The organism is Streptomyces sp. SLBN-31, assembly GCF_006715395.1.
In the GTDB taxonomy this organism is placed as follows: Bacteria; Actinomycetota; Actinomycetes; order Streptomycetales; family Streptomycetaceae; genus Streptomyces.
On record NZ_VFNC01000001.1, the window covers coordinates 2,150,907 to 2,175,411 of the forward strand.

The window sequence follows — 24,505 nt, forward strand, 5'->3', positions numbered from 1 at the left end:
CGGAAGTTCACACTCTGAACGACGTAATCGTGCTAAACCGCGCTCCCGGCCTTCCACTCGGCCCACGACAGGTTCCACCCGTTGAGGCCGTTGGCCGGATCGACCGTCCTCTCGCCGGAGTTCTTCACGATGACGACGTCGCCGAGCATCGAGGACTCGTAGAACTTGTAACCGTCCACGGAAGGATCGCTCGCGCCCTTGGCGTCGTGCAGGCCCACGCAGCCGTGGCTGGTGTTCTGGTGGCCGAACACCGAGGTCGACGCCCAGTAGTTGCCGTGCACGAAGGTGCCGGAGGTGGTCAGGCGCTGGGCGTGCGGCACGTCGGAGATGTCGTACTCGTCGCCGAGCCCGACCGTCGAGGACTCCATGCGGGTCTGCTTGAACCGCTCGCTGATGACCATGATCCCGGACCAGGTGGTGTGCTGGGCGTTGCCGCCGGAGACCGGGTAGGTGGCGATCGTCTCGCCGGCCCGCCGGACCGTCATCTCCTTCCTCGACAGGTCGACCGTGCTGATCTGCTCCCGGCCGATGCGGAAGGTGACGTCCTTGTGCTGGACGCCGTAGACGCCGTCCGTGCCCTCCACGTCCTTCAGACGCAGGCTGAGCGTGATCTTCGTGCCGGCCGCCCAGTAGGTCTCCGGACGGAAGTCGAGCCGGGTGTCACCGAACCAGTGGCCGACCACCTCGACCGCGGGCTCCGCGGTGACGGTGATGGCCTTCTGGACGGCGGCCCGGTCCTTCACGGCGTGCGTGAAGTTGATCGACACGGGCATGCCGACTCCCGAGGTCGAACCCGCCTCGGGCGTGAAGTATCCGACGAAGGTCTCACCGGGCGATCGGGTGGTGAAGCTCGCCGTCTGCGCGGAGGCGCCCTCCGGGGTGGCCGTGACCGTGTACTTCGTGCCCGAGTACGGGTTCCTCTCCGACGTCCACTTCGTCCTGGCCTCGTCGAGGGAACCGGCCAGCGTGGAGCCGTCGTTGCCGGTGACCTTCACCGAGACCAGCGTGCCGTCGGTCACGGTGACCTCGACGGGGCTGGAGAAGTCGGCCTTGAGGGTGCCGTCGGCGGGCGTGACCGAGACGACGGGCTTCTTCGCAGCGGCGGACGCGGACGCCTTCGCCGTGCCCTCCGACGCGCCCGCCGAGCCGCTGCACGCGGTCAGGACCGCGGCCGGCGCCACGCCGAGCGCACCGAGCAGCCCGCGCCGGGACCACCTGTGCGACTGCCGCTCCGACCGGTTCGATATGTGCGAGACGCCCACGTCAGGCCTTCCTGGGATATCCACCTTTTCCGGGTGCATCCTGCGCCGCGCGGATGTGCTGATCCTTTGAATTTCCGGGCCGCTCCCTGAGATTCCGGTGAGGAGCGGCCGGGGCCGACCCACACGCATCCGTCGGGCCGGTGGCGAGCTCCTCGAAGAGGTACGTCGCCGCGGCCGCCTCGCCCGTCGCCGCACCCGCTCCGAGCAGAGGTCCGCGACCGCCGGGGCCAGTCCGAAGATCTCCCTCGCTCGGGCGAGTGGGCACGCGACCTGCCGTCACGGAGTCCGGGACCCGGTCCCCACGACCGCCGCCTTCGGGGCCGGGGCCTCCTCGCCGAGCCCGAACCGCTCGTACGCCCGGTGCAACGGCCTCGGCGCCCACCACGCCCGGCGGCCCAGCAGCGCCATCGTCGCCGGGACCAGCAGCATCCGTACGAGCGTCGCGTCGATGAGGACCGCCAGGGTCAGGCCGAGTCCGATCTGCAGGATGGGTGAGAAGCCGCCCGTCATGAACGCGCCGAAGACGACGGCCAGCAGTTTCGACCGTCGCACGGGAAGCGTAGGCGTGTTTCACCGTGTTGGTCAGCGCCTCCTGCGTCACCCGGTAGGCGGCGACCTCGGCATCCGCCGGAAGCGGCCGCGGCTCGCCCCTCGAACGCAACTCCACCCGCAGGCCCGCGGTTTCGGAGACCCGGCGGACGAGCGCGGGCACACCCGCCACCGCGGGCTGCGGCGAAGTGCCGTTCGCCTGCTCCTCCTTGAGGACGCCGAGGATCCGCCGCAGCTGCGCCATCGCGTCCCGCCCGGCCGCCGCGATGGCGTCGAAGGACGCCTCCGCGCGCCGGGGATCGCTGCGTACCACGACCGGTCCGGCCTCCGCCTGCACCACCATCAGGCTCACCGCGTGCGCGAGGACGTCGTGCATGTCCCGGGCGATCCGGGACCGCTCCTCGGCGATGGCCCGCGCGGTGTCGGCGGCCCGCTCCCGCTCCAGGCGCCGGGCCCGGTCCTCGACCGCCTCCGTGTGGGCGCGCCGGTCCCGGGCCATCGTGCCCAGCCCGTACGCGCACAGGATCGTCAGCAGGTGGAAGGCGTACTCGAAGGGCCGGGCGTGCTCCTTGTGCTGCATGGTGAGGGTGGCCCCGACCAGCCAGCCCACCAGCATCAGCCGCCGCTGCCACGGCGGTGAGAGGGCGGCGACCGTGTAGAGGACGACCAGTCCGCCCCACACCACGTCCGGCGGCGGCGCGTGGTAGACGGCCATAGCGGGCGTGGCCGCGGACACGACCCACGCGGTCGCGAACGGCGCCCGGCGCCGCCACACCAGCGGCACCGCCGTCGCGGCACCCAGCAGCCAGCCCTGCCAGGACAGCGGGTCGTCGCCCTCGTCGGGGAAGAGCCACTGCAGGGAGACGGCGAACAGCACGAGCGCGGCGAGAGCGGTGTCGACGACGTACGGGTCGGCCGTGCGCAGCCGCGCGACCACCCGCCCGGGCCAGGACTGCGGGGACATGGGCGGCTCCTCCGAACAGGGCGGTCCCAGTATCCCGAGCACACCCGGCCGCCGGCCTCACCGGCGAGAGGGATATTCGAAGGGGCTTCCTTCTGGGCCCTACGGCTCCTTCCGGCGCCCTACGGCTCCTTCGGCGGACGCCACCCCAGGGCCCGCGATATCCCGCGGGCCGCGAGCCGTACGGCCGGTACCAGCACCGGGACCTGTGCGTCGGCCTGCGGTACCACCACGGACACCGCGGCGGCCACCGCCCCGCCCGGCCCGCGCACGGGGGCGGCCACCGACAGGGCGTCCTCGGTGACCTGCCTGGCGCTCACCGCGACACCCGTGCGGCGCACCTCGGCCAGCACCCGCCGCAGCTTCGCCGGATCGGTGACGGTGTACGGCGTGAAGCGGGCGAGCGGGGCCGCGCAGTACTCCTCCTGCGCCTCCTGGCCCGCGTGCGCCAGCAGCGCGAGCCCGACGCCGGTGGCGTGCAGCGGCCAGCGCGCCCCCACCCGGATGTGCACGCCGACGGCCGAACGCCCCGAGATCCACTCGATGTAGACCACCTCCGACCCGTCCCGCACCGCCAGCTGCACGTTCTCGTGCGTCGCCTCGTACAGGTCCTCCAGGTACGGCAGCGCGATCTGCCGCAGGCCCAGCCCGCGCGGGGCGAGTGCCGCGACCTCCCACAGCCGGAGCCCGACCTGGTAGACACCGGACGCGTCCCGCTCCAGGGCGCCCCACTCCGTCAGGGCGGCCACCAGCCGGTGTGCGGTGGTGAGGGTCAGCGCGGCCCGCCGGCTGATGTCCGTCAGGGACAGCGCCGGGTGTTCGTGGTCGAACGCGGCGAGGACGGACAGCAGCCGGTCGGGGGCGGAGCGCAGGGTCATGGCCGGGCGTCTCCCGGGTGGGCGAGGTCGTAGGGGCGGGGGTAGGCGGCCGGGTGGTATGTCACATACCGCGGTTCGCTCGCCGGGTCCTCCTGCGCCGCGCGGGCGTTGAGCGTGCCCGCCGAGGCGTCCCAGCGGCCGGTGTCCAGCCGGTGTTCCAGGGTGTGCAGGGCGCCGAGCATCTCGCCGTCGGTGAAGGCGCAGTGCCCGGGCCCGTCGACGTAGGCCTGGCCGAGGAGGTGACCCCGGCCCGCCGCGCCGGCCGCCCGGCGGTAGGCGCTCTCCGCCTGCACCGGGATCAGGGCGTCGCCGGTGGTGTGGATGTCCAGCTGGGGGTCGGTGAGACGGCCGCCGAACACGCTGGTGTGCCGCATCCACCGTACGGCCGAGGGGTCGGCGGAGATCCGGGGCGCGGTGGCGAGGGCCGCGAGGTCGGTGCGCAAGGACAGTCCCGCCTCCTTGTAGAGCTCGGTCACCTCTTTGTACAGGGGGGAGCGGCCCAGCATCGACGTGTAGTCGACGCCGTTGTTCCAGGACATGTTGCCGCCCGCCCGGCTCTCGGCCTCCTGCCGCCAGCTGAAGGCGGGCAGTTGCAGCAGCCCGTTGACCGCCGTGTACTGGCCGGCCTCCTGGGCGTTCCAGTCGGTCGGGCCGGGTTCGGTCTGCGAGGCGTCGTTGTAACCGGGGATGTTGTGCAGGGCGGCGGCGAGGGCGATGCGTGCACGCCCTGCGGGCGTCCGCTGGGCCGCGGCGGTCTTCGAGGTGAGCGACTTCGCGGCGGCGGCCGCGGATGCCTGGTCGGCGAACCCGGTGAGCGGGATGTCCTCGCCGGGCGCGAGCAGCGTGCGCAGCGCGAAGGCGGGGTCCAGGGTGCTGTTCCAGTTGGCCACCCCGCCCTGGACCAGCCCGCACATCGACAGTGAGCCGTCGAAGCGGTCGGCGTGCCGTTCGGCGAGGGTGGTCGTGACGAAGCCGCCGTAGGAGGTGCCCCAGGCCAGGGTGCGCCGCGCCTGTCCGAACTTCCGGGTGAAGAGGTCCAGCGTGGCCAGTTGGTCGGGCACGGCGTCCGTCACCGCCCAGCCCGTGGTGGCGTACGAGGAGCCGATGAGCGCGTAGCCCTCGGCGAGGAGTTTGGTCCGGGTGCCCGAACCGGGCGCGTTCTGGGCCGGGTTGGGGACTCCGGCGGGGGTGTAGCCGTGGCTGTAGAGCAGCACGGTGCCGTTCCAGGCGGCCGGAACGTCCATCAAGTACGCGGCGCCCGAGGGGAGTTCGCCCGAGAGGTGGGTGTCGGTCGCCGCCCGGGCGGGCAGGGCGGTGGCCGCGCTCAGGGTGAGGGTCAGTGCGGCGAGGCAGGTGCGGGTCTTCACGGGGGTCCCTTCCGTGGGGGAGTGCGGGACGAGGCCCCGGTGAAGTTAGGCACTTACAAGTCGGCAGTCAACAACTTGCACAACATCTCAGCCGAGTCCGTCCTCCGCGATCCGCAGGAGCAGAGTGTGCAGCGTCTCCCGCTCGGCCGGGTCCAGGGGGCCCAGCAGGTCGTTCGTCACGCGCAGGCCCGCCTCGTCGGTGTCCCGGAGGAAGGCGCGGCCCTCGGCGGTGAGGACGACGATCCGGCTTCGCCGGTCGTCGGGGGAGGGGCGGCGCTCGGCGAAACCGAGCTTCTCCAGGTCGTCGACCAGGCCGACGATCGCGCTCGGGTCGTAGCCGAGGCGGGTGCTCAGCTCCCGCTGCAGGGCGCCCTCGGAACCGGCCAGGAAGCGCAGCACCGCGTAGTGGCGCAGGCGCAGCCCGGACTCCTGCAGGAACGTGTTGAACAACTGACCCGAGCGCAGACCCAGGCGGTACAGCAGGTAGCCCGTGTCCGCGTGCAGTCCGCGCATCCACGGCTCGTCCGCGTCGATGGGGCTCGGGTTCGTGACGTGCTGGCGTGTGATGGCGGGCTCCCGGTGCTCGATGCGTCGTGATGATTCCAGCATGTCGCACCTGTGGGTCGCCAACAACTATTGACGTCAACAATTATTGCTCTTAGCTTCGATCTCGGAGCGGCGGCCGGCGTCGTACGGCCGCACCAACCGCACCAGCACATCAGCCGCACCACCCGCATCAGCTCGTGAAGGGACCCACCCGTGCCCAGCATCGATCTCACCGGCAAGGTCGCCGTCGTCACCGGCAGCGGCCGGGGCCTCGGCCTCGCCTACGCGCACGCCCTGGCCGCCCACGGCGCGTCCGTGGTCGTCAACGACGTCGACGAGGCCGTGGCCGAGGCGGCCGTGAAGTCCATCGCCGAGGCGGGCGGCACGGCCGTCGCCGAGGTCGTCCCGGTCGGAACGTCACAGGCCGCCGAGGGGCTGGTGAACCGGGCCGTCGAAGAGTTCGGCCGGCTCGACATCCTGGTCACCAACGCGGGCATCCTGCGCGACAAGGTGCTGTGGAAGATGACCGACGAGGACTTCGACGCGGTCGTCACCACCCACCTCAAGGGCACCTTCACCTGCGCCCGGGCCGCCGCCGTCCGCATGCGCGAGCAGGGCGAGGGCGGCACCCTGATCCTGGTCGGCTCCCCGGCCGGCCAGCGCGGCAACTTCGGGCAGACGAACTACGCCGCATCCAAGGCCGGCATCGCCGCCATGGCCCGCACCTGGTCGATGGAGCTGGGCCGGGCGGGCATCACCGTCAACGCGATCGTGCCGGTCGCCGCCACCGCCATGACCGAGACCATCCCCGCCTTCGCCCCGTACATCGAGGCCATGAGGAACGGCGAGCCGCTCCCGGCCTTCCTCCGTAAGGGCGAGGGCTTCGGCACCCCCGAGGACTGTGCGGCCCTCGTCCCGTTCCTCGCCTCCGAGGCGGCCCGCTCCATCACCGGACAGGCCATCGGCATCGGCGGCGACAAGGTGGCACTCTGGTCGCATCCGCAGGAGATCAGGACGGCGTACGCCGACGGCGGCTGGACCCCCGACACGCTGGCCGACGCCTTCCCCACCTCGGTCGGCGCCGAACTCCAGTCGGTCGGCATCCCGGTGCCCAAGTTCCCGGAGGCGTGATGTCCCCCTCGATGAACGTCGACGACCTGGTCGCGATCGACGTCCACACCCACGCGGAGGTCTCCTCCAAGGGCCACTCCTCCCTTGACGACGACCTGCACGACGCCTCCTCCGCCTACTTCAAGGTGGAGGGCAAGCGGAAGCCGACCCTGGAAGAGACGGCCGCCCACTACCGCGAGCGGAAGATGGCCGCCGTGATCTTCACGGTGGACGCCGAGTCCGCCACCGGCACCGCGCCCGTCCCGAACGAGGAGGTCGCCGAGGCCGCGGCCGCCAACGCTGACGTCCTCATCCCATTCGCCTCCATCGACCCCTTCCGCGGGCGGGCGGGCGTGAAGCAGGCCCGCCGCCTGGTCGAGGAGTACGGGGTCAAGGGCTTCAAGTTCCACCCCAGCATCCAGGGCTTCTTCCCCAACGACCGCTCGGTGGCGTACGACCTGTACGAGGTGATCGAGGAGACGGGCACCATCGCCCTCTTCCACACCGGCCAGACCGGCATCGGCGCCGGCGTCCCCGGCGGGGGCGGCATCCGCCTGAAGTACTCCAACCCGCTCCACGTCGACGACGTGGCCGCCGACTTCCCGCACCTGAAGATCATCCTGGCGCACCCGTCCTTCCCCTGGCAGGACGAGGCCCTCGCCGTCGCCACGCACAAGCCGGGCGTGCACATCGACCTGTCCGGCTGGTCGCCGAAGTACTTCCCGCCGCAGCTCGTGCAGTACGCGAACACGCTGCTGAAGGACAAGGTCCTCTTCGGCTCCGACTTCCCCGTCCTGACCCCCGACCGCTGGCTCGCCGACTTCGGCAAGCTGTCGATCAAGGACGAGGTGAGGCCGAGGATCCTGAAGGAGAACGCCGCCCGCCTGCTCGGGCTCACCAAGCCGTAAGGGGCCGTAGATGCGCAACGAGGGACTGGGCTCGTGGCCCGCACGCCGGGCCCGCAAGACCCCGCACCGCACCGCCCTGATCCACGGCGGCACCCCGCTCACGTACGCCCGGCTGTACGAGCGCACCACCCGTCTGGCCCACGCTCTGCGTGCCCGCGGGGTGCGCCGCGGCGACCGCATCGCCTACCTCGGCCCGAACCATCCCTCCTACCTGGAGACCCTGTTCGCGGCGGGCACGCTCGGCGCGGTCTTCGTCCCGCTCAACACCCGCCTCGCCGGCCCGGAGATCGCCTTCCAGCTCGCCGACTCGGGCGCGAAGGCACTCGTCTACGGCCCCTCGCACGCCGGCCTGGTCGCCGGACTGCCGGGCGACACGGACGTACGTACGTACATCGAGGTGGGCGCGGAGTACGAGGAGGCCGTGGCCGCCGCCTCGTGCGAACCGGTCGACGAACCGGTGCTCCCCGACGACACCTGCATCATCATGTACACCTCGGGGACGACCGGCCGCCCCAAGGGCGCCATGCTCACGCACGGCAATCTCACCTGGAACGCCGTCAACGTCCTGGTCGACACCGACCTGATCGCCGACGAACGCGCCCTGGTCTCCGCGCCGTTGTTCCACACGGCCGGCCTGAACATGCTGACCCTGCCGGTGCTGCTCAAGGGCGGCAGCTGCGTCCTGGTGGAGGCCTTCGACCCGGAGGCCACCTTCGACCTGATCGAGGAACACCGGATCACCTTCATGTTCGGGGTGCCGACGATGTTCGAGCAGGTGGCCCGCCATCCCCGCTGGCCGTCCGCGGACCTCTCCTCGCTGCGCATCCTGACCTGCGGCGGCTCCCCGGTGCCGAGCCCGCTGATCGCCGCCTACCAGGAACGCGGACTCACCTTCCTCCAGGGCTACGGCATGACGGAGGCCTCGCCCGGCACCCTGTTCCTCGACGCGGAACACGCGGTCGGCAAGGCCGGCTCGGCGGGCGTTCCGCACTTCTTCAGCGATGTCCGGGTGGTGCGGCCGGACTTCACCCCGGTGGACGTCGACGAGACCGGCGAGGTCGTGGTCCGCGGACCGCACGTCATGCCCGGCTACTGGGGGCTGCCCGAGGAGACGGCCGCCTCCTTCGCCGACGGCTGGTTCCGCAGCGGGGACGCGGCCCGGGTCGACGAGGACGGATACGTCTTCATCGTCGACCGCATCAAGGACATGATCATCTCCGGCGGAGAGAACGTCTACCCGGCCGAGATCGAGGACCAGCTCCTCGCCCACCCGGACATCGTCGAGTGCGCGGTCATCGGCGTGCCGGACGACAAGTGGGGCGAGGTGCCGCGGGCGGTCGTCGTGCCGCGTGAGGGCGCCTCGATCGACCCCGACGAGGTGCTGGCCGCCCTGGCCGGCCGCCTCGCCAAGTACAAGATCCCGAAGTCGGTGGTCCTCGCGGACGAACTCCCGCGCACCGCCTCCGGAAAACTCCTCAAGTCCCGTGTGCGCAAGCGCTACGGCACCGACTCCCAGTGAAGGAAAGCTACATGAGCGTCACCGTCAACGGCGTCGAGGAACTGAAGAAGCTCGCGGGCAGCGACCTGGGCACCAGCGAATGGATCGAGGTCACCCAGGAGCGCATCGACACCTTCGCCGACGCCACCGGCGACCACCAGTGGATCCACGTGGACCCGGAGAAGGCCGCGAAGGGCCCCTTCGGCGCCCCCATCGCCCACGGCTACCTCACCCTCTCCCTCTTCATCCCCCTGTTCACCGAGCTCCTGGACGTCCAGGGCGTCACGACGAAGGTCAACTACGGCCTCAACAAGGTCCGTTTCCCCTCCCCGGTGAAGGTGGGATCCCGGATCCGGCTGGCCGGCCGGCTGGCGGAGGTGGAAGAGGTGCCGGGCGGCGTACAGATCACCGTCGACGGCACGATCGAGATCGAGGGCGGAGCGAAGCCGGCGGCGGTGCTGCAGAGCCTGTCGCGGTTCTACGTCTGATCCGGGCGCACCGGCACCAGGTCGAGAAGGCGGGTCGCGGCGTCCCGCGCCAGGGGCGTCAGCCGGTCGTGGACCGCGCGGAACGTCTTCTCGGCCTGCTCCGCCGGCCAGTCGTCCGGCAGGTGCTTGACCGGCAGGCGCGGGTCGCGGCGGATGATCTGGAGCCACTCGGCCTGCAGGCGCAGGCGCAGCACGAGGGCCTCCTCGGCCTCGGGCGAGCCGGTCTCCCAGGGCTGCCAGCGCCGTACGAACTCCGCGTAGCGCGCCGCAAGTTCCGCCAGTTCCCAGGTCTCCTCGATCATCGCGCCGATGTCCATGCCGGCGTCGGCGTGCGCGCGGAAGACCTTGACGTGGGCGGAGAGACCGAGCTCGGAGACCAGTTCCGAGACGTCGACCTCCCCCGGGGCGATCCACAGGCCGCTGAACAGGGGGCCGAAGCCGCTCCAGGTGAGCTTGGAGCGCAGATCGTGGCGCTGGCGCTGCCAGGACTCCGGGAGGGAGAAGCCGAGGAGGGTCCAGGTGCCGTCCCAGTCGCGGTTGACGGCCCCGGCCTGCCAGATGCGGTGCTCGCCGTCCCGCAGCACCGCCGTGGAGTGCTCGGTCAGTCCGAAGTACATCCGCCGCCCCTCGCGCTGGCGCCGCAGCAGGCCGCGCTTGACCATCCGGGTCAGCGTCGAGCGGGTCGCCTGCTCGCCGATCCCGGCGCGCTCGAAGACGTCGATGACGCTGCCGGAGTACACGCACACGTCCCGCCCGAGCACCTGGTCGCCCAGGAACGTCAGCAGCAGGGACTGGGGCCGCAAGGACGATTCCTCACCGTTCATGCGGCCCACGGTACGACGTCATCGATCAGTGCGGCTCAGCCACCTGCCACGTGTACGAAGATCGGGTTCGAGTAGAACCACGTGTCCGCCCACGGGTCGCCGTTCCCGGGCTCGTGCGGAACCGGGCCGTTCGGGTCGACGGCGGCGCCCAGGTAGCCCGCGCCGTGCCGGTTGCCGTCGCTGCCGCGCAGCCGGACGTAGAAAGACTCGTCCCCGGCGGTGAGCGGGACGCGCAGGGTGTACGTCCCCTTGCGGCCGGAGACGTCCCTCGTCTGTACGACCCTGGTGTCCGGCGCCCGCCAGGTGTCCCGGTCGGTGACCGGGCCGCGCACCGCGCCCCGGATGACGTCCACGTGCGCCAACTCGGGCACGATGCCCTCCCCGTTGGCGCGGGACGCCGACGTGACGGTGACGTACAGCGTGATCCTCTCGCCCTCGCGGACGCGGAGCCGGCCGCCGAGTGTGACGCCCCGGCCGGCGTCGCAGTCCCGCTTCAGCCGGACGTCCAGCCCGTCCAGCAGGTGCCCGTGGTCCAGCCAGACCCGGCCCGCGCGCAGGCCCGCCATCACGGCGCGGTAGCCGTAGCGGGTCACGCCGACGTGGGTGCGGCTGAACTCGCCCGGCCAGAAGTCGCTTCCGGGCTGGGGGGTGTCGGTGTTCACCGGGTCGGGCAGCTTGCCGGTGTTGTCGAAGTTCTGCCCGGCCGGCCAGTCGCCGTTCTTCCAGGTGTCGAAGACCGTGCGGTGGTTGTCGGAGTTGGTGGTGATCGTGAACAGGCGGCCCTCGGCCAGCATCGAGTCCCACAGGCCGCCGACCGTCGCCGTCGCCCAGTCGAAGCCGCCGTACGTGAGGAACGCGTCCGCAGGATAGCCCGCCCAGGACTGTGCGGTCGGCTTGTTCTCGTACTCGCCGCGGATGGAGGTGCTGCCGCGCCGGCCGGGTATGGCCGCGCCCTGGGCGCCGGGCGCGCCCTCCATGCCGACCATGATCTCAGGGGCCGCGTCCCGCCAGTTGCGCATCTCGTGCGGGGAGTCGATCCCCAGGCGCAGGGGGTGGTTGGCGAGGACGAGGACGTCGTCGACGTAGCCCGAACGGCGCTGTTCCGCCAGCCACTTGACCGCCTTGACCGCATGGGCCTCGTTGCGGGCGGTGTCGGCGGCGTCCGCGGAGCCCTCGGTGTAGCCCAGCAGCTTGCCGTCGTAGGCCAGCTCGAACCGGGTGAGCAGGTCGGTCTCGTGGGGGCCGGGTGCCGCGAACACCGTGCAGTGCTCGGCGGCCGGGATGTACCACTCCAGGCCCTGGAAGATCAGCTGACGCGGGTTCTCCGCGCGGGCCTTGAGGATCTCGGCGTGCTCCAGCTTCGCCCCGTAGGAGGCGTGCCCGAAGTTGGAGTGCTCGTTGAACACCATCCAGTCCAGCCCGTACTTCGCCGCGGCCCGCGCCTGCTGGGAGAACGTGTACTTGGCGTCGTGGCTGTAGACGGAGTGCACATGGTGGTCGCCGACGAGGTAGGCCAGACGGGGGTCCTCGCCGCCGAAGCCACCTCGCGGGGAGGCCAGTGCGGGCGTCGCCGCCGACCCGAGGGCGAAGGCGGCGCCGAACAGGCCCGCGCGGCGCAGGAGTCCGCGTCTCGACACCCCCTGGGCGTCGAGGCGGGCGGGGGAGACGGACGGGTCGGCCCAGGCGGGCAGCTGCTGCTCGGTCATCTTCGGTCCCTGTGCGGTCAGTGGTTCATGAAGGAGGTGACGGGCAGCGCCCGCGACACGACGCGGACGTCGCCGAGGCGGCCGTGCAGGATCTGGTCGATCTTCCCGGCGTACTCGTAGCCGCCCAGCAGCCACGGCCGTCCGACCGAGGCGATGCCGACCGCGGGTGCCTTGGGGTTGCGGACGACCGGGCAGCCCTCTACGTACAGCGTGGTGTGCCTGCCGTCGTTGACGACCGCCAGATGCCACCAGGTCTCCAGGGGCGTCTCCTGGCCCCAGTTGGTGGCGATGCCCTGCTGGTTGAGCGGGCGCATCGCCCACTGCGGTTCGCGGTCGTTGGACAGGGACAGGGTGGCGAGCGGCTCGTCGGGGTCGTCGCCGGTCTTGCCGGCCGCGCCGCCCGTACCGGTGCGGCCGACGATGCCGGACCAGGCGTGATGGTCCGGGTCCCAGTCGGCGGGCAGGCGGTAGAACGCCTCGATGGTGTAACCGCCCGTGAATGTCGACGAGTTGAGCGGAGCGGCGTCGACCGTCCGCAGGTACGCGCCCTTCAGGGGCGACTTGAAGCCCTGGAACTCCAGGCTGCCGTGGCCGGGTTGGTCGGGATGGTGGTCGGCCGACCAGCCGAGCGAACCGCCGCCCACGGTGACGAGGGCGAGGTCGTTGCCCTGTCCCGACAGGTCGCGGACGGTGTCGGCGACGGGTGACTCGAACCGCCAGTAGGCGACCGTGCCCGGGACCAGCATCCTCGACACCGGCCGCGCCGCACGGGCCGGCACGGGGGCGAAGCCGGAGAACCGGTCGGCGAAGTCGATCTCCACCGAGAAGCGGTCGGCGTCGCCGCTCAGCTCGATCTCCTGCCGCTCCAGCTCGTTCAGGCCCTTCCCGGCCCGGCCGAGAATCCACGGGGAGACCGTCTCCACGTCGATGACGCCCCGGTCGAGGTCGAAGCGGTACAGGCGGATCATCGCCGCCCCGCCGAAGTAGCGGTTCTGGTAGTTGGTGAGGTGCAGGAGCACGTCGTGGCCGGCCGCGTTCTTGCGGGTCGCGCGGGCCGCCGGCCAGTAGTGGCCGTTGAGGGTGAGGAAGACCTGGTCGTGGTCCGCGATCAGCCGGTCCCACAGTTGCTGTCCGTAGGTCGACAACTGGTCGTCGGCTACCACGAGTTCGTGCGTGGTGAGGATGACCGGCGTCCTCGGGTGGGCGGCGAGCACGTCCTTCGCCCAGGCGTAACCCTTGTCCGACAGCCGCCAGTCCAGCGCGAGGACCATCCACTCGCGGCCCGCCGCCCGGAACAGGTGGTAGGTGTTGTAGCCGTCCGCGGAGGCCCCGCCGAACGTCGGCCTGCCCTTGAAGCGCCGCGGCCCGAACGCGTCCAGGTACGGCGTCGGGCCGCGCTGGTCGTCCGACGAGGACTTCACGTCGTGGTTGCCCGCCAGGACGCTGTAGCCCACGCCCCGCCGGTCCAGCAGCCCGAACGCCTCGCCGATCGCGGCGACTTCGGCCTGTGCGCCGTTCTGCGTGAGGTCGCCCAGGTGGGAGAGGAAGACGATGTTCTCGCCGGATTCGCCGCCCTGCTCCAGCAGATACCGCAGCGAGGCCTCCACCGGCGCCTTGTCGATGCTGGGCCCGTCGAAGAGGTACTGGGTGTCCGGCATCACCGCGAGCGTGAAGCGGCGGGACTCGGTATCGGGACGCCAGGCACCCGCGCCCGCGGGAGCCGCCTCGGCGCCGGCCGGCAGGGCGAGCCCCGCCGCCGCGGCGGCGCCCAGCAGCGCGGTGGCCCTGAGGAGACCGCGTCGTCCGGCGCCGGCCTGCGCGGCCTCGCCCTGGGGGTGGTCATGCGAAGTGCACACATGTGCTCCGTGAGATGTGACATGTCACATATGACATGGGCCGAAAGGGCGGGGGTTACAGCACGCGCAGCGTCCAGCTCCAGCGGTGGACGCCGGGGGCGACGCGGTAGGAGGGAAACGTGTCGGGGCCGCACGATGCCGTGCCCAGCCCCCGGTGCGCCGCGTCGATGTGCACGACGCAGCCCGGACGCGGCACCAGTTCGTCGTGGTGCCGTGCCGCGGCCAGGTCCTCGGCCCGGTAGCGGGTGACGGAGACCTGCCGCGGTTCGTCCAGCACGACCGCGAGGCCGGTGGCGTCCGGCGCCGACAGCGTGAACCGTCGTACACCGTGCCGGCCGCCGCTCTCCTGCGGACGGAGATAGGGGGTGAACGTCGCCTCGACCGGCAGCGAATGATGGCCGACGGGCGCTCCGGCGGACCGGTCGGGGTACGACTCCCAGGGCCCCTGCCCGAACCACTCCAGCAGGTCCGGTCCCGGCGCCGTCTCGAAGACCGTGCCGACCCGCGCCACGTCGTCGAACTCCGCGGGCAGCTCCGCCTCCTCGTCGATCCGGATGCCGCCCTCGACCCGCGTGAACACCTGCCGGTGCCGCACGACGCCGGACCTTCCCGCGTACTCGGCGTCCACGGTGACCCGGCTGCCCTCCGTTCCCACCGACACCACCTTGCGGACGAGCGAGTCCAGCCCCCACGTCCGCCAGCGCGGAGCCATGCCGCCCAGGTCGTCGTTGTCGGTGGGCGCCCGCCACAGCGACAGCGTGGGCGCGGCCGTCAGCGACGGATGGACGAGCAGGCCCTCGCCGTCGACCTCGACGGAGCCGTCCACGACGGTGTCCTCGGTGACGGCGGGCCCGCGCAGGCGCACCTGCGGCACGCACACCTCGGTGCCGCGCGGCGCCCACGGCTGGTCCTCGGCGGTCGTCACCCGCAGCGTCAGCCAGGCCTCGCCGCCGTCCCGTGGCAGTTGGAAGGGCAGCGGCACGGCGGCCGTCTCGCCGGGCCTGAGGGCGGGCAGTTCCGCGGGCGCGGTCAGCGTTCGGCCGTCGGCGAGGGACAGCTCCCATTCGCCGGCCAGCCAGTCCAGGCCCCGGAAGTGCTGGTGGTTGCCGAGGACGACGCCCTCGTGCCGGAAGCACTCGATGCGCACCGGCGCCGCGATCTCACGGTGCTCGTACAGCGCGGGCTTCGGGGTGCGGTCGGGGAAGACGACCCCGTCCGCGATGAAGGCGCCGTCATGGATCGTCTCGCCGAAGTCGCCGCCGTACGCCCAGCGATGGCCCGGCGCGGCGACACCGTTGTCATGGAGCCCGGCGCCCCCACGCCCGGCCGGTCTGCCGTCGTTCACACGCTGGAGGATGCCGTGGTCCCAGAACTCCCAGATGAACCCGCCCTGAAGACCCGGCGTGGACTCGATGGCCGCCCAATGGTCCGCCAGCGTGCCGTTGCTGTTGCCCATGGCGTGGGAGTACTCGCACTGGATGAGCGGCCTGGTCTGCCGGCCCGACAGGGCGTGGGCGACGCAGTCCTCCAGCGGGGCATACATCGGGCAGGCGATGTCGGAGCAGTCGTCTGTGGCCGCCCAGTCGAGCTTGGCCGCGCCCTCGTACTGGATCGGCCGGGTCGGGTCGTGCCGCCGTATCCAGCCGGCCGCGGCGTCGTGGTTGGCGCCGTAGTCGGACTCGTTGCCCAGCGACCAGACGATGACCGACGGGTGGTTCTTGTCGCGCAGGACCATCCGCGAGACGCGGTCCACGAAGGCGTTCAGGTAGCGCGGGTCGTCGGCGATCTCATGGGCGTGGTCGTGGGACTCGATGTCCGCCTCGTCGACGACGTACAAGCCGAGTTCGTCGGTGAGGTCGTACAGGGCCGGGTCGTTCGGGTAGTGGGAGGTGCGGATCGCGTTGAAGCCGAAGCGCTTGAGCAGGACCAGGTCCGCGCGCATGTCCTCGTACGACACCGTCCGGCCGGTCAGCGGGTGGAAGTCGTGCCGGTTGACGCCCCGGATGTACACGCGCTCGCCGTTGACCAGCAGGTCCCGGCCGGCGACCTCGACATCGCGGAAGCCGACCCGGTGGTGGGAGGAGTCGGCGACCGTGCCGTCGCGGCGGTGCAGGCGGACGGTGAGGCCGTACAGCTCGGGCGTCTCGGCGTTCCAGGTGCGCACCTCGGGTGCGAAGCCGTGTACGCGGGCCTCGCCGAGGAAGTCGGAGACCCGGTCGTCCTCGGCGTTGACCCGGTCGAACTCGCTGTCCTGGGTGAGGAGTCGGCCGTCCAGTTCGGCGCTGACGTACCACCCGCCGGGCAGCGCGCCGCGTGCGTCGCGCACCAGGCAGTCGATGCGCAGCTCGCCGTCCCGCCGCGCCCGGACGGTCACGTCGGCGAGGTGCAGTGGGTCGGTCGCGTACAGCAGCACCGACCGGGTGACGCCCCCGTGCCACCACTGGTCCTGGTCCTCGATGTGCGAGGCGTCCGACCACTTCACGACGGTGAGCCGGACGACCGACCGCTCGCCGGGGCGCACCACGTCCGTGAGGTCGAACTCGGCGGCCAGGTGGGAGTCCTTGGAGATGCCGACGGGCCGCCCGTCCACGTGGACCAGCAGCACGCTCTCGGCGGCCCCGACCTGCAGCACGATCCGCCGCCCGGCCCACTCGCCGGGCACGTCCACGTCACGCTCGTACACCCCCGTCGGGTTGGCGGCCGGGGAGTGCGGCGGGAAGTCGGGGAACGGCATGCGGACGTTGGTGTACTGCGGCAGGTCGTCCGTGCCCTGAAGGGTCCAGGCGCCGGGGACGTACGACGACGACCACGTGCCGCCGACCGGCGCGTCCGGAGCGGGCACCAGCTGGAAGCGCCAGTCGCCGTCCAGGGAGAGGGCTCCGGCGCGCCGGTCGACGGCGTTCATGGGCAGGCGCCCCCAGGAGGTCACCTCGGGGGCCGTCCAGGGGCGCAGCGCGATCAGGGGGTCGGTGGGCTGGGGCGCGGGGGATGCGTCGGTCATGACCGTTCCGGGGTCGGTGGGGACGTGAGTGATGTCGGGCCGTGCGCGGAGCGCCCCGGCCGTGGGCGGGGCAGGACGCGGCCCTGCAGGCCCCAGGCCGGGTCGGGGGTGATGCCGAGCCGGTCCAGGACCGTGGGGGCGATGTCGACGAGCCGGGGGGTTTCGAGGCGGGTGCCGCCGGGCGCGCCGGGCTCGGCGAGGATCAGGAAGACCTCGCGCTCGGCCGGTGTGTCACCGCCGTGGCCGCCGGCGTCGAGGTGTCCGTGGTCGGTGGTGACCAGCACCGTCCAGTGCTCGTCCGCGCGGTCGGGGTGGCGGCGCCGGTCCTCGACGGCCGCCAGCAGCCATCCGAGATGGGTGTCCTGGGCGAGCAGGGCCCGTTCGTAGGCGGTGCTGAACACCCCGGTGGAGTGGGCGGCCTCGTCGGTGGCGCCGAAGTACACGAACACGGCGTCCGGGTCCTCCTCGGTGAGCCAGCGCGCGGCGGCGCGGGCGACCAGGCGGTCCGCGGTCTCGTAGCCGTCCGACTCGCCGTCGTGGTGCACGCGGCGGCCGATGGTGGGGCCGAGTACGCCGCGGTGGACCAGTTCAGGCCAGGACACCGCGGCCGCGGTGCGCAGGGCGGGCCGGGCGGCGACGGCGCGGCTGAGGAAGTCGGGGTAGCGGGCGAAGTCGGAGCCTGCGAAGTCGTTGCCCGTCACGCCGTGCCGGTCGGGCCACACGCCGGTCAGCACGCTCGACCACCCGGGTCCGGAGTCGGTGTAGGCCATGCTGGTCGACGGCCCGTCCACGGTCTGTCCGTCCGCCTCGCCGTACGGCAGCAGGCTGGTGCCGTGGGCGCCCGCGGTCATCAGGCCGTGCAGGACCGGTGCGCGGGACGGCGAGCGGGACAGCAGGTCGTAGCGCAGTCCGTCCATGCCCACCACGAGCACCTTGCCGGTGGTCGCGCGGCGGCGGGGGAACGGCAGCCGGGCGGAAGGTCCCGTCGCCTTCGCCGTCCGCCCGCCGTAGGTGCCGGCATCCGTCATCGCGGCCCCTCCTCACTTGCTCGTGCCTGCCGTACCGCGCCGACCGGCCGGCGGTCAGCTTCCCTGTACGGCTCCTTCGGTGGCGCCCGCGATGAAGCCGCGGGCGAAGACGGTGAAGACCAGTACCAGGGGGACGGCGGCGAGCAGCACGCCGGCCATGACCATGCTGTAGTCGGTGGTGTGGCCGACGTGCAGCTGGGCGAGCGCCACCTGGAGGGTGACGTGGGTGGGGTCGGTGAGCACCACCAGTGGCCAGATGTAGTCGTTCCAGGCGTTGACGAAGGCGTAGATCGCGAGGAACGACAGCGCCGGCCTGGTCATCGGCAGCACGATGCTCCAGTACTGGCGGAAGAACCCGGCGCCGTCGATGCGCGCCGCGTCGAGGAGCTCGTCCGGGACGCCGTTCTCGATGTACTGGCGCAGCCAGAAGATGCCGAAGGCGTTGGCGAGGGAGGGCAGCACCAAGGCCTTGAGGGTGCCGACCCAGCCGATGTGTCCCATGAGGATGAACTGCGGCAGGACCGCCAGTTGCAGCGGCAGCATCATGAACCCCAGCAGCGTGGCGAACAGCACCCTGCGCCCGGGGAAGTCGAACTTGGCGAAGGTGAAGGCCGCCAGGGAGTCGATGAACAGCACCAGCACGGTGGTGACCGTCGCGACGACGAGCGTGTTGAGCATCGACCCGAAGAAATCGATGGTGTCGAGCACGTGCCGGATGTTCTCCAGCAGATGCGAACCGGGCGTCATCTTCGGCGGGCTCTTGTAGATGTCCTGGGTGGTGTTGGTCGCCATGACGATGGTCCACGCGAAGGGGAAGACCGAGATCAGGACGGCCAGTACCAGGACGATGTGGGCGGTCAGGCCCCTGGGGCGCCGGGAGCGCCTGGTGATCGTCGCGCTCATGACTTCCTCCCGCGCTGCACGATGCGCCAGTTGACGACGACCAGCACCATGATGAGGACGAAGAAGGCCCACACGATGGCCGCTCCGTAGCCGTAGTCGTTGTTGACGAAGGCCGACTGGTAGAAGTACAGCAGCGTGGTCAGGCCCGCCTGGCCGGGGCCGCCGAGGTTGGGGTTGGCGGCGTTGGAGCCGAACAGGACCTGCGGTTCGCTGAAGCTCTGCAGGCCGTTGATGGTCGAGATGACGACCGTGAACAGGATGATGGGCCGCATGATCGGCACGGTGATCCGGAAGAACGTGCGGATCGGTCCGGCGCCGTCCAGCCTGGCCGCCTCGTAGATCTGCGCGGGGATTGCCTGCAGCCCCGCCAGATAGATGATCATGTTGTAGCCGGTCCACATCCAGGTCATCAGCAGGGCGATGACCAGCTTGATCAGCCACGGGTTGCTCAGCCACGGCACGGGCGAGATGCCGACCGTCCCCAGGATCGCGTTGACCAGGCCGAAGTTGTTGCTGAAGACCGCGCCGAAGAAGATCGACACGGCGACGATCGAGGTGACGTTCGGTACGTACAGGGCGATGCGGTAGAAGCCCTTGAAGCGGCGCACCGAGTGCAGCAGCGTGGCCAGCACCAGCGCCCCGAACAGCGTGGGCACGGTGGACAGGACCCAGATCGCCAGGGTGTTGCGGACCGACAGCCAGAAGACCGGGTCCGACCACAGGAACTTGAACTGCTGCACGCCGACGTACTGCATCTCGCCCAGGCCGTCCCAGCGCTGGAAGGCCAGGTACAGCGAGTAGAAGACCGGGACGAACGAGAAGGCGAGGAAGACCAGGTAGAAGGGCGAGATCGCCAGGTACTGCCGCCAGTACGACAGCAGCCCGCGACGCGTGGGCCGCACGGTGCCCGCCGGCGGGGTCCGCCGCGGGCGGAAGCGGGCCGGGACCGGGCCGCCGAGGTGCTGGGGCGCCTCGGCGGGGCCGGTGACCGGAGGGGACGACACCTCAGCTCACCCCCTGCCGGCGGGCGATCTGCTTGGCCTGGCTGACGGCGTCCTTCCAGGCGTCGTCGGGCTTCTTGCCCTTGGACTCGATGTTGGTCAGTTCCGTCATGTACGGGGCCATGACGGCGGCGTCGGCGGGCGCCTCGTAGCTGTCGGGGATGGCCATGGCGGCCGGCCCGAAGACCTCGATGATCTTCTGTCCGCCGAAGAAGGCGTCGGGGCCCGTCATGGCCGGCATGGAGTACGCGGCCGGGGCGGCGGGAAAGATGGCGGCGTCGGTGAAACCGCGTGCGTCGTTGGCCGGGCTCAGGATCCAGCTGATGATCTTGAACGCCTCTTCGGGGTTGCGGCACTGCCGGGGCAGGGCCAGGTAGGAGCCGCCCTGGTTGGCCGGTCCGCCGGGCATCGCGCACACCCGCCACTTGCCCTTGGTACCGGGGGCCGCCTGCTCGATGTCCAGCGCGTGCCAGGCGGCGCCGAGTTCGGTGGTCAGGCTCTTGCCGACGGCGGCGTTCCAGCTGTTGTCGTTGATCTTGGCGTCGAGGCCGAGGCTGTAGGGACGGATCGCGGTGGTCCAGGCGGCGCGGATGTGGTCCTGGTCGCCTATGAAGTGGTTGTCCTTGTCGATGAACCGCTGGGTGCCCTGGCCGACGGTCATGGTGAACACCGCGCCGATGTTGTTGACCAGGTAGGTGCCGGGCACCTTCTTCTTCAACTGGGTTCCGAGCGCGAAGTAGTCGTCCCAGGTCTTCGCCTCTGCGGCGACCTTGTCGGGGTCGGTGGGCAGCCCGGCCTTTTCGAACAGGTCCGCGCGGTAGAAGAGCGCGGTGGGGCCGATGTCGATCGGGAAGCCGATCTGCTTGCCGTCCTCGGTCTGGGCGAGCTTGGTCTTCCAGCCCAGGTACTGGGACGAGATCTTCTTGAAGCCCAGGTCGTTCAGGTCCAGGAAGCGTGCGGCGTTGGGCAGGAAGGACGCCATGTCCTCGCCCTTGATGCCGGTGATGTCGGGCACGGAGGTGCCGGCCGCGAGGGTGGTGGTGAGCTTCTGCTTGAAGTCGCCGCCGATGGACGCGGTGGTCAGCTTGATCTGGCCGCCGAAGTGCGTCTTGGCCTCCGCGACCACCTTGTCGCTGAGTGCGCCACCCCAGTACCACAAGGTGAGGTTCTTGCCGGTCTTGGTGCCGCCCGAGCCGGAGCCGCCGCCGCATGCGACGGTCAGGCCGGACGCGGCCGCGGTGAGCGCGGCGGCCTGGAGGAAGCCTCTGCGAGAAAGGTCCACGGGTCACTCCTGTTGTTGCTGTTCGACGAGGAGAGGGGAGGGGAGGGAGAGTCAGTGCCGCCGTTCGGAAGCGCGTGGGGCGGCGGCCGCGGGTGCCGGCGGGGTGGCGGGGGCGTACCGCACGGGCGGGCCGGGGTCCGCCGGAACGCGGTCGGCCAGGAAGCCGTAGGCGTGCCGCAGGCCGGGATCGGTCAGTGACCGCCACCAGCGGTCGACGCCGTACCAGCCGGGGGCCGCGAGGGCGCCGCCGTGCCGCTGGACGGACAGCCCGGCCGCGAGGACGGCGAAGCGCAGCCGTTCCTCCAGCGGCCAGCCGCCGAGCGAGGCCGCGACGAAGCTCGCGCCGAAGACGTCACCGGCGCCCGTGGCGTCCAGCACGTCGACCGCGAGGGCCGGGACGTCCGCGTACTCGCCCGTGGTCTGGTCGACGGCGACCGCGCCGGCCCCGCCCCGGGTGACCACGGCCACGGGCACGAGATCGGAGAGCGTGCCGAGGGCCGCGACCGCGCTGTCGGTGCGGGTGTAGGCCATCGCCTCGGTCTCGTTGGGGAGGAAGGCGTGGCACAGCTTGAGCCGGTCCAGGAGGTCGGTGGACCATTCCTGGGTGGGGTCCCAGCCGACGTCGGCGTAGATGTGGGTGCCGTTCGCGGCGGCCCTGGCGAGCCACTCGCACGGTTCGGCCTCGATGTGCACGAGGGCCGTGCGGGCCTCGGGCGGGTCGCCCATCAGCGCGTCCTGCGAGTAAGGCGGTTCCTGGCCGTGGGTGACGAGCGCCCGGTCGTCGCCGGCGGCGAGCGAGACGGTGACGGGGGTGGGCCAGCCGTCCGCGGTCCGGGAGAGCGAGAGGTCGATGTCCTCCTGGTCGCACAGGACGTCCCGGCAGTACGCGCCGTAGAAGTCGTCGCCGAAGACCGTGGCCAGCGAGGTGCGCAGGCCGAACCGGGACGCGGCCACCGCGAGGTTGGCGATGCCGCCGGGGCCGCAGCCCATGCCGGCCGTCCAGACCTCCTCGCCCGGCGTGGGCGGCTTCCCGAGCCCCGTGAGGACGAGGTCGTAGAAGAGCAGCCCGGTCAGCAGCACATCGGGCCTGTCGTCGTCCACGGGAGCGCCTCTCGTCAAAACCCGTCAATTTCGATGACGGGAATCGTGCGCTGATCCACGAGATTGGTCAATACCCGAGCAGAAGTGAGCATGGATTTGATTGGAGATGACGAGTAGTGTGCACGCCGTGCTGGCAGAACGACGACACCAACTCATCCTGCGGGCCCTGCGCTCCGGCGGCCCCGCGTCCGTGACCGATCTCTCCGAGCAGCTGGGCGTGAGCCCCGCCACGATCAGGCGCGACCTGGTCAGGCTGGAGGAGGACGGGCTGCTCACCCGCGTGCACGGCGGCGCCGTCGTGGAGGAGGGCGACCAGCCCTTCGCCGAGGTCGCCGAGGTCCGCGTGGCCGAGAAGGACGCGATAGCCGAGCGGGCCGCGGCCATGGTCGCCGACGGCCAGTCGGTGCTGCTGGACATCGGCACCACGGCCTACCGGCTCGCCCGGCAGCTGCACGGCCGCCGGCTGACCGTGATCACCAGCAACCTGGTCGTCTACGAGGAGCTCGCCGACGACGAGGGCATCGAGCTGGTCCTGCTCGGCGGCATGGTCCGCCGCGAGTACCGCTCCCTGGTCGGCTTCCTCACCGAGGACAACCTGCGCCAGCTGCACGCCGACTGGCTCTTCCTCGGCACCAGTGGAGTGCGTCCGGGTGGGCAGGTGATGGACACGACGGTCGTCGAGGTGCCGGTGAAGCGGGCCATGATCAAGGCCGGCGACAAGGTCGTCCTGCTCGCGGACACCGCCAAGTTCCCGGGTACGGGGATGGCGAAGGTCTGTGGTCCCGAGGACCTGGACGTGGTGGTCACGAACGCCCCGGTCGACCCGGTGACCCGCTCCTCCCTGGAGGAGGCGGGCGTCGAGGTGGTCGTGGCAGGAAAGGTGCGAGAGTGAAGCTGACGATTCTGGGCGGCGGCGGGTTCCGCGTGCCGCTCGTGTACGGCGCCCTCCTGGGCGACCGCGGCGAGGGCAGGGTCACCGAGGTCGTGCTGCACGACCTGGACGCCGGCCGGCTGTCCGCGGTGACCCGGGTCCTCGCCGAGCAGGCCGCCCGGGTCGCCGACGCGCCCACGGTGACCGCCACGACCGACCTCGACGAGGCCCTGCGCGGCGCCGACTTCGTGTTCTCGGCGATCCGCGTCGGCGGCCTGCAGGGGCGGGCGGACGACGAGCGGGTGGCCCTCGCCGAGGGCGTCCTCGGACAGGAGACGGTCGGCGCGGGCGGCATCGCCTACGGCCTGCGGACCGTCCCCGTCGCCGTCGAGATCGCGCGGCGGGTGGCCCGGCTGGCCCCCGACGCCTGGGTCATCAACTTCACCAACCCCGCCGGCCTGGTCACCGAGGCCATGTCCCGCCACCTCGGCGACCGCGTCATCGGCATCTGCGACTCGCCGGTCGGCCTCGGCCGCCGTATCGCCCGGGTGCTCGGCGCGAACCCGAAGGAGGCCTGGATCGACTACGTCGGCCTCAACCACCTCGGCTGGGTGCGCGGCCTGTACGTCGCCGGCCGGGACGAGCTCCCGCGGCTGCTCGCCGACCCCGACCTGCTCGGCTCCTTCGAGGAGGGCAAGCTCTTCGGCGCCGACTGGCTGCGGTCCCTCGGCGCGATCCCCAACGAATACCTGCACTACTACTACTTCAACCGCGAGGCGGTGCGCGCCTACCAGCAGGCCGAGCGCACCCGCGGCGCCTTCCTGCGCGACCAGCAGGCCGGTTTCTACGAGCAGGTCGGGCGTTCGGACGGCTCCGCCCTGGAGATCTGGGACCGCACCCGCGCCGAGCGCGAGGCGACGTACATGGCCGAGAACCGGGAGACGGCCGGTGCCGGCGAGCGCGACGCCGACGACCTCTCCGGCGGCTACGAGAAGGTCGCCCTCGCCCTGATGCGGGCCATCGCCCGCGACGAACGCACCACCCTGATCCTCAACGTCCGCAACCGCACCACCCTCTCGGTGCTCGACTCCGAGGCGGTCATCGAGGTGCCCTGCCTGGTCGACGCCAACGGCGCCCACCCCGTCGCCGTCGACCCGCTGCCCGACCACGCCACCGGTCTGGTCTGCGCGGTCAAGGCCGTCGAGCGCGAGGTGCTGGCCGCCGCCGAGTCCGGCTCCCGCGCGACGGCCGCCAAGGCGTTCGCGCTGCACCCGCTGGTCGACTCGGTGAACGTGGCCCGACGTCTGGTCGAGGGCTACACCGCGGTCCATCCTGGCCTCGCGTACCTTAGGTGACCGGCACCTG

At 71.4% G+C, this 24,505-nt stretch carries 19 protein-coding genes and 2 pseudogenes; 6 read left to right on the forward strand and 15 right to left on the reverse strand.

Annotated elements, in window-relative coordinates; genetic code table 11:
* Nucleotides 1-32: 32 nt before the first annotated feature.
* The 6 genes and pseudogenes from FBY22_RS09840 to FBY22_RS09865 all read right to left on the reverse strand — a co-directional run bounded on the left by FBY22_RS09840 (nucleotide 33) and on the right by FBY22_RS09865 (nucleotide 5,530).
* On the reverse strand, nucleotides 33-1,262 hold the full coding sequence (locus FBY22_RS09840) for an Ig-like domain-containing protein (protein WP_142144201.1): 1,230 nt from the start codon (nucleotides 1,260-1,262) through the stop codon (nucleotides 33-35).
* 276 nt (nucleotides 1,263-1,538) lie between these two features.
* Nucleotides 1,539-1,799, reverse strand: a pseudogene (locus FBY22_RS44765) (MMPL family transporter); the annotation flags it as partial.
* Between the two features lie 226 nt (nucleotides 1,800-2,025).
* Nucleotides 2,026-2,775, reverse strand: a pseudogene (locus FBY22_RS09850) (histidine kinase dimerization/phosphoacceptor domain-containing protein); the annotation flags it as partial.
* Between the two features lie 119 nt (nucleotides 2,776-2,894).
* Nucleotides 2,895-3,650 carry an IclR family transcriptional regulator gene (locus FBY22_RS09855; RefSeq protein ID WP_142144203.1) on the reverse strand — a complete coding sequence of 252 codons (756 nt, stop codon included), beginning with the start codon at nucleotides 3,648-3,650 and terminating at the stop codon, nucleotides 2,895-2,897.
* Nucleotides 3,647-5,017, reverse strand: coding sequence for a S9 family peptidase (locus FBY22_RS09860; protein ID WP_142144205.1), 1,371 nt, complete (start codon nucleotides 5,015-5,017; stop codon nucleotides 3,647-3,649). The genes FBY22_RS09855 and FBY22_RS09860 overlap by 4 nt, the downstream gene beginning before the upstream one ends.
* Nucleotides 5,018-5,104: 87 nt before the next feature.
* Complete coding sequence (locus FBY22_RS09865; protein WP_142147491.1) at nucleotides 5,105-5,530, reverse strand: MarR family winged helix-turn-helix transcriptional regulator; 426 nt, start codon at nucleotides 5,528-5,530, stop codon at nucleotides 5,105-5,107.
* A gap of 246 nt (nucleotides 5,531-5,776) precedes the next feature.
* On the opposite strand from FBY22_RS09865, the gene FBY22_RS09870 reads away from it, so the two are divergent.
* The 4 genes from FBY22_RS09870 to FBY22_RS09885 are packed head-to-tail and all read left to right on the forward strand — an operon-like array spanning nucleotide 5,777 to nucleotide 9,567.
* Nucleotides 5,777-6,694 carry an SDR family NAD(P)-dependent oxidoreductase gene (locus tag FBY22_RS09870; RefSeq protein WP_142144208.1) on the forward strand — a complete coding sequence of 306 codons (918 nt, stop codon included), beginning with the start codon at nucleotides 5,777-5,779 and terminating at the stop codon, nucleotides 6,692-6,694.
* Nucleotides 6,695-6,705: 11 nt separating this feature from the next.
* On the forward strand, nucleotides 6,706-7,581 hold the full coding sequence (locus FBY22_RS09875) for an amidohydrolase family protein (protein ID WP_142147493.1): 876 nt from the start codon (nucleotides 6,706-6,708) through the stop codon (nucleotides 7,579-7,581).
* A 10-nt stretch (nucleotides 7,582-7,591) separates the two neighbouring features.
* On the forward strand, nucleotides 7,592-9,100 hold the full coding sequence (locus FBY22_RS09880) for a long-chain fatty acid--CoA ligase (RefSeq protein WP_142144210.1): 1,509 nt from the start codon (nucleotides 7,592-7,594) through the stop codon (nucleotides 9,098-9,100).
* Nucleotides 9,101-9,111: 11 nt separating this feature from the next.
* The gene (locus tag FBY22_RS09885) at nucleotides 9,112-9,567 is read left to right on the forward strand and encodes a MaoC family dehydratase (RefSeq protein WP_142144212.1); all 456 of its coding nucleotides are present in this window, start codon (nucleotides 9,112-9,114) and stop codon (nucleotides 9,565-9,567) included.
* Here FBY22_RS09885 and FBY22_RS09890 read toward each other — a convergent pair.
* The 9 genes from FBY22_RS09890 to FBY22_RS09930 form a co-directional block, all read right to left on the reverse strand.
* On the reverse strand, nucleotides 9,558-10,391 hold the full coding sequence (locus tag FBY22_RS09890) for a PaaX family transcriptional regulator C-terminal domain-containing protein (RefSeq protein WP_142144214.1): 834 nt from the start codon (nucleotides 10,389-10,391) through the stop codon (nucleotides 9,558-9,560). The genes FBY22_RS09885 and FBY22_RS09890 overlap by 10 nt on opposite strands.
* Nucleotides 10,392-10,426: 35 nt before the next feature.
* The gene (locus tag FBY22_RS09895) at nucleotides 10,427-12,097 is read right to left on the reverse strand and encodes a histidinol-phosphatase (RefSeq protein WP_142144216.1); all 1,671 of its coding nucleotides are present in this window, start codon (nucleotides 12,095-12,097) and stop codon (nucleotides 10,427-10,429) included.
* Nucleotides 12,098-12,114: 17 nt separating this feature from the next.
* The gene (locus FBY22_RS09900; RefSeq protein ID WP_142144217.1) at nucleotides 12,115-13,953 is read right to left on the reverse strand and encodes a LamG-like jellyroll fold domain-containing protein; all 1,839 of its coding nucleotides are present in this window, start codon (nucleotides 13,951-13,953) and stop codon (nucleotides 12,115-12,117) included.
* 55 nt (nucleotides 13,954-14,008) lie between these two features.
* A complete protein-coding gene (locus tag FBY22_RS09905) occupies nucleotides 14,009-16,954 on the reverse strand; it encodes a glycoside hydrolase family 2 TIM barrel-domain containing protein (protein WP_142144219.1) in 2,946 nt (981 codons plus the stop codon).
* Nucleotides 16,951-17,982 carry an alkaline phosphatase family protein gene (locus FBY22_RS09910; protein ID WP_142144221.1) on the reverse strand — a complete coding sequence of 344 codons (1,032 nt, stop codon included), beginning with the start codon at nucleotides 17,980-17,982 and terminating at the stop codon, nucleotides 16,951-16,953. The genes FBY22_RS09905 and FBY22_RS09910 overlap by 4 nt, the downstream gene beginning before the upstream one ends.
* Nucleotides 17,983-18,036: 54 nt before the next feature.
* Nucleotides 18,037-18,885, reverse strand: a complete 849-nt coding sequence (locus FBY22_RS09915) for a carbohydrate ABC transporter permease (protein WP_142144223.1) — start codon at nucleotides 18,883-18,885, stop codon at nucleotides 18,037-18,039.
* Entirely contained in the window at nucleotides 18,882-19,766 is an 885-nt protein-coding gene (locus FBY22_RS09920) for a carbohydrate ABC transporter permease (RefSeq protein ID WP_142147495.1), read from the reverse strand. Before FBY22_RS09920 ends, FBY22_RS09915 begins: the two co-directional genes overlap by 4 nt.
* Nucleotides 19,767-19,890: 124 nt before the next feature.
* Nucleotides 19,891-21,168: an extracellular solute-binding protein gene (locus FBY22_RS09925; protein ID WP_142144224.1), complete on the reverse strand. Its 1,278-nt coding sequence runs from the start codon at nucleotides 21,166-21,168 to the stop codon at nucleotides 19,891-19,893.
* Between the two features lie 51 nt (nucleotides 21,169-21,219).
* The gene (locus FBY22_RS09930; RefSeq protein WP_142144226.1) at nucleotides 21,220-22,269 is read right to left on the reverse strand and encodes a carbohydrate kinase family protein; all 1,050 of its coding nucleotides are present in this window, start codon (nucleotides 22,267-22,269) and stop codon (nucleotides 21,220-21,222) included.
* 127 nt (nucleotides 22,270-22,396) lie between these two features.
* On the opposite strand from FBY22_RS09930, the gene FBY22_RS09935 reads away from it, so the two are divergent.
* Both FBY22_RS09935 and FBY22_RS09940 read left to right on the forward strand, forming a co-directional pair.
* Entirely contained in the window at nucleotides 22,397-23,161 is a 765-nt protein-coding gene (locus tag FBY22_RS09935; RefSeq protein WP_142147496.1) for a DeoR/GlpR family DNA-binding transcription regulator, read from the forward strand.
* Entirely contained in the window at nucleotides 23,158-24,495 is a 1,338-nt protein-coding gene (locus FBY22_RS09940; protein WP_142144228.1) for a 6-phospho-beta-glucosidase, read from the forward strand. The genes FBY22_RS09935 and FBY22_RS09940 overlap by 4 nt, the downstream gene beginning before the upstream one ends.
* Nucleotides 24,496-24,505 lie beyond the last annotated feature (10 nt).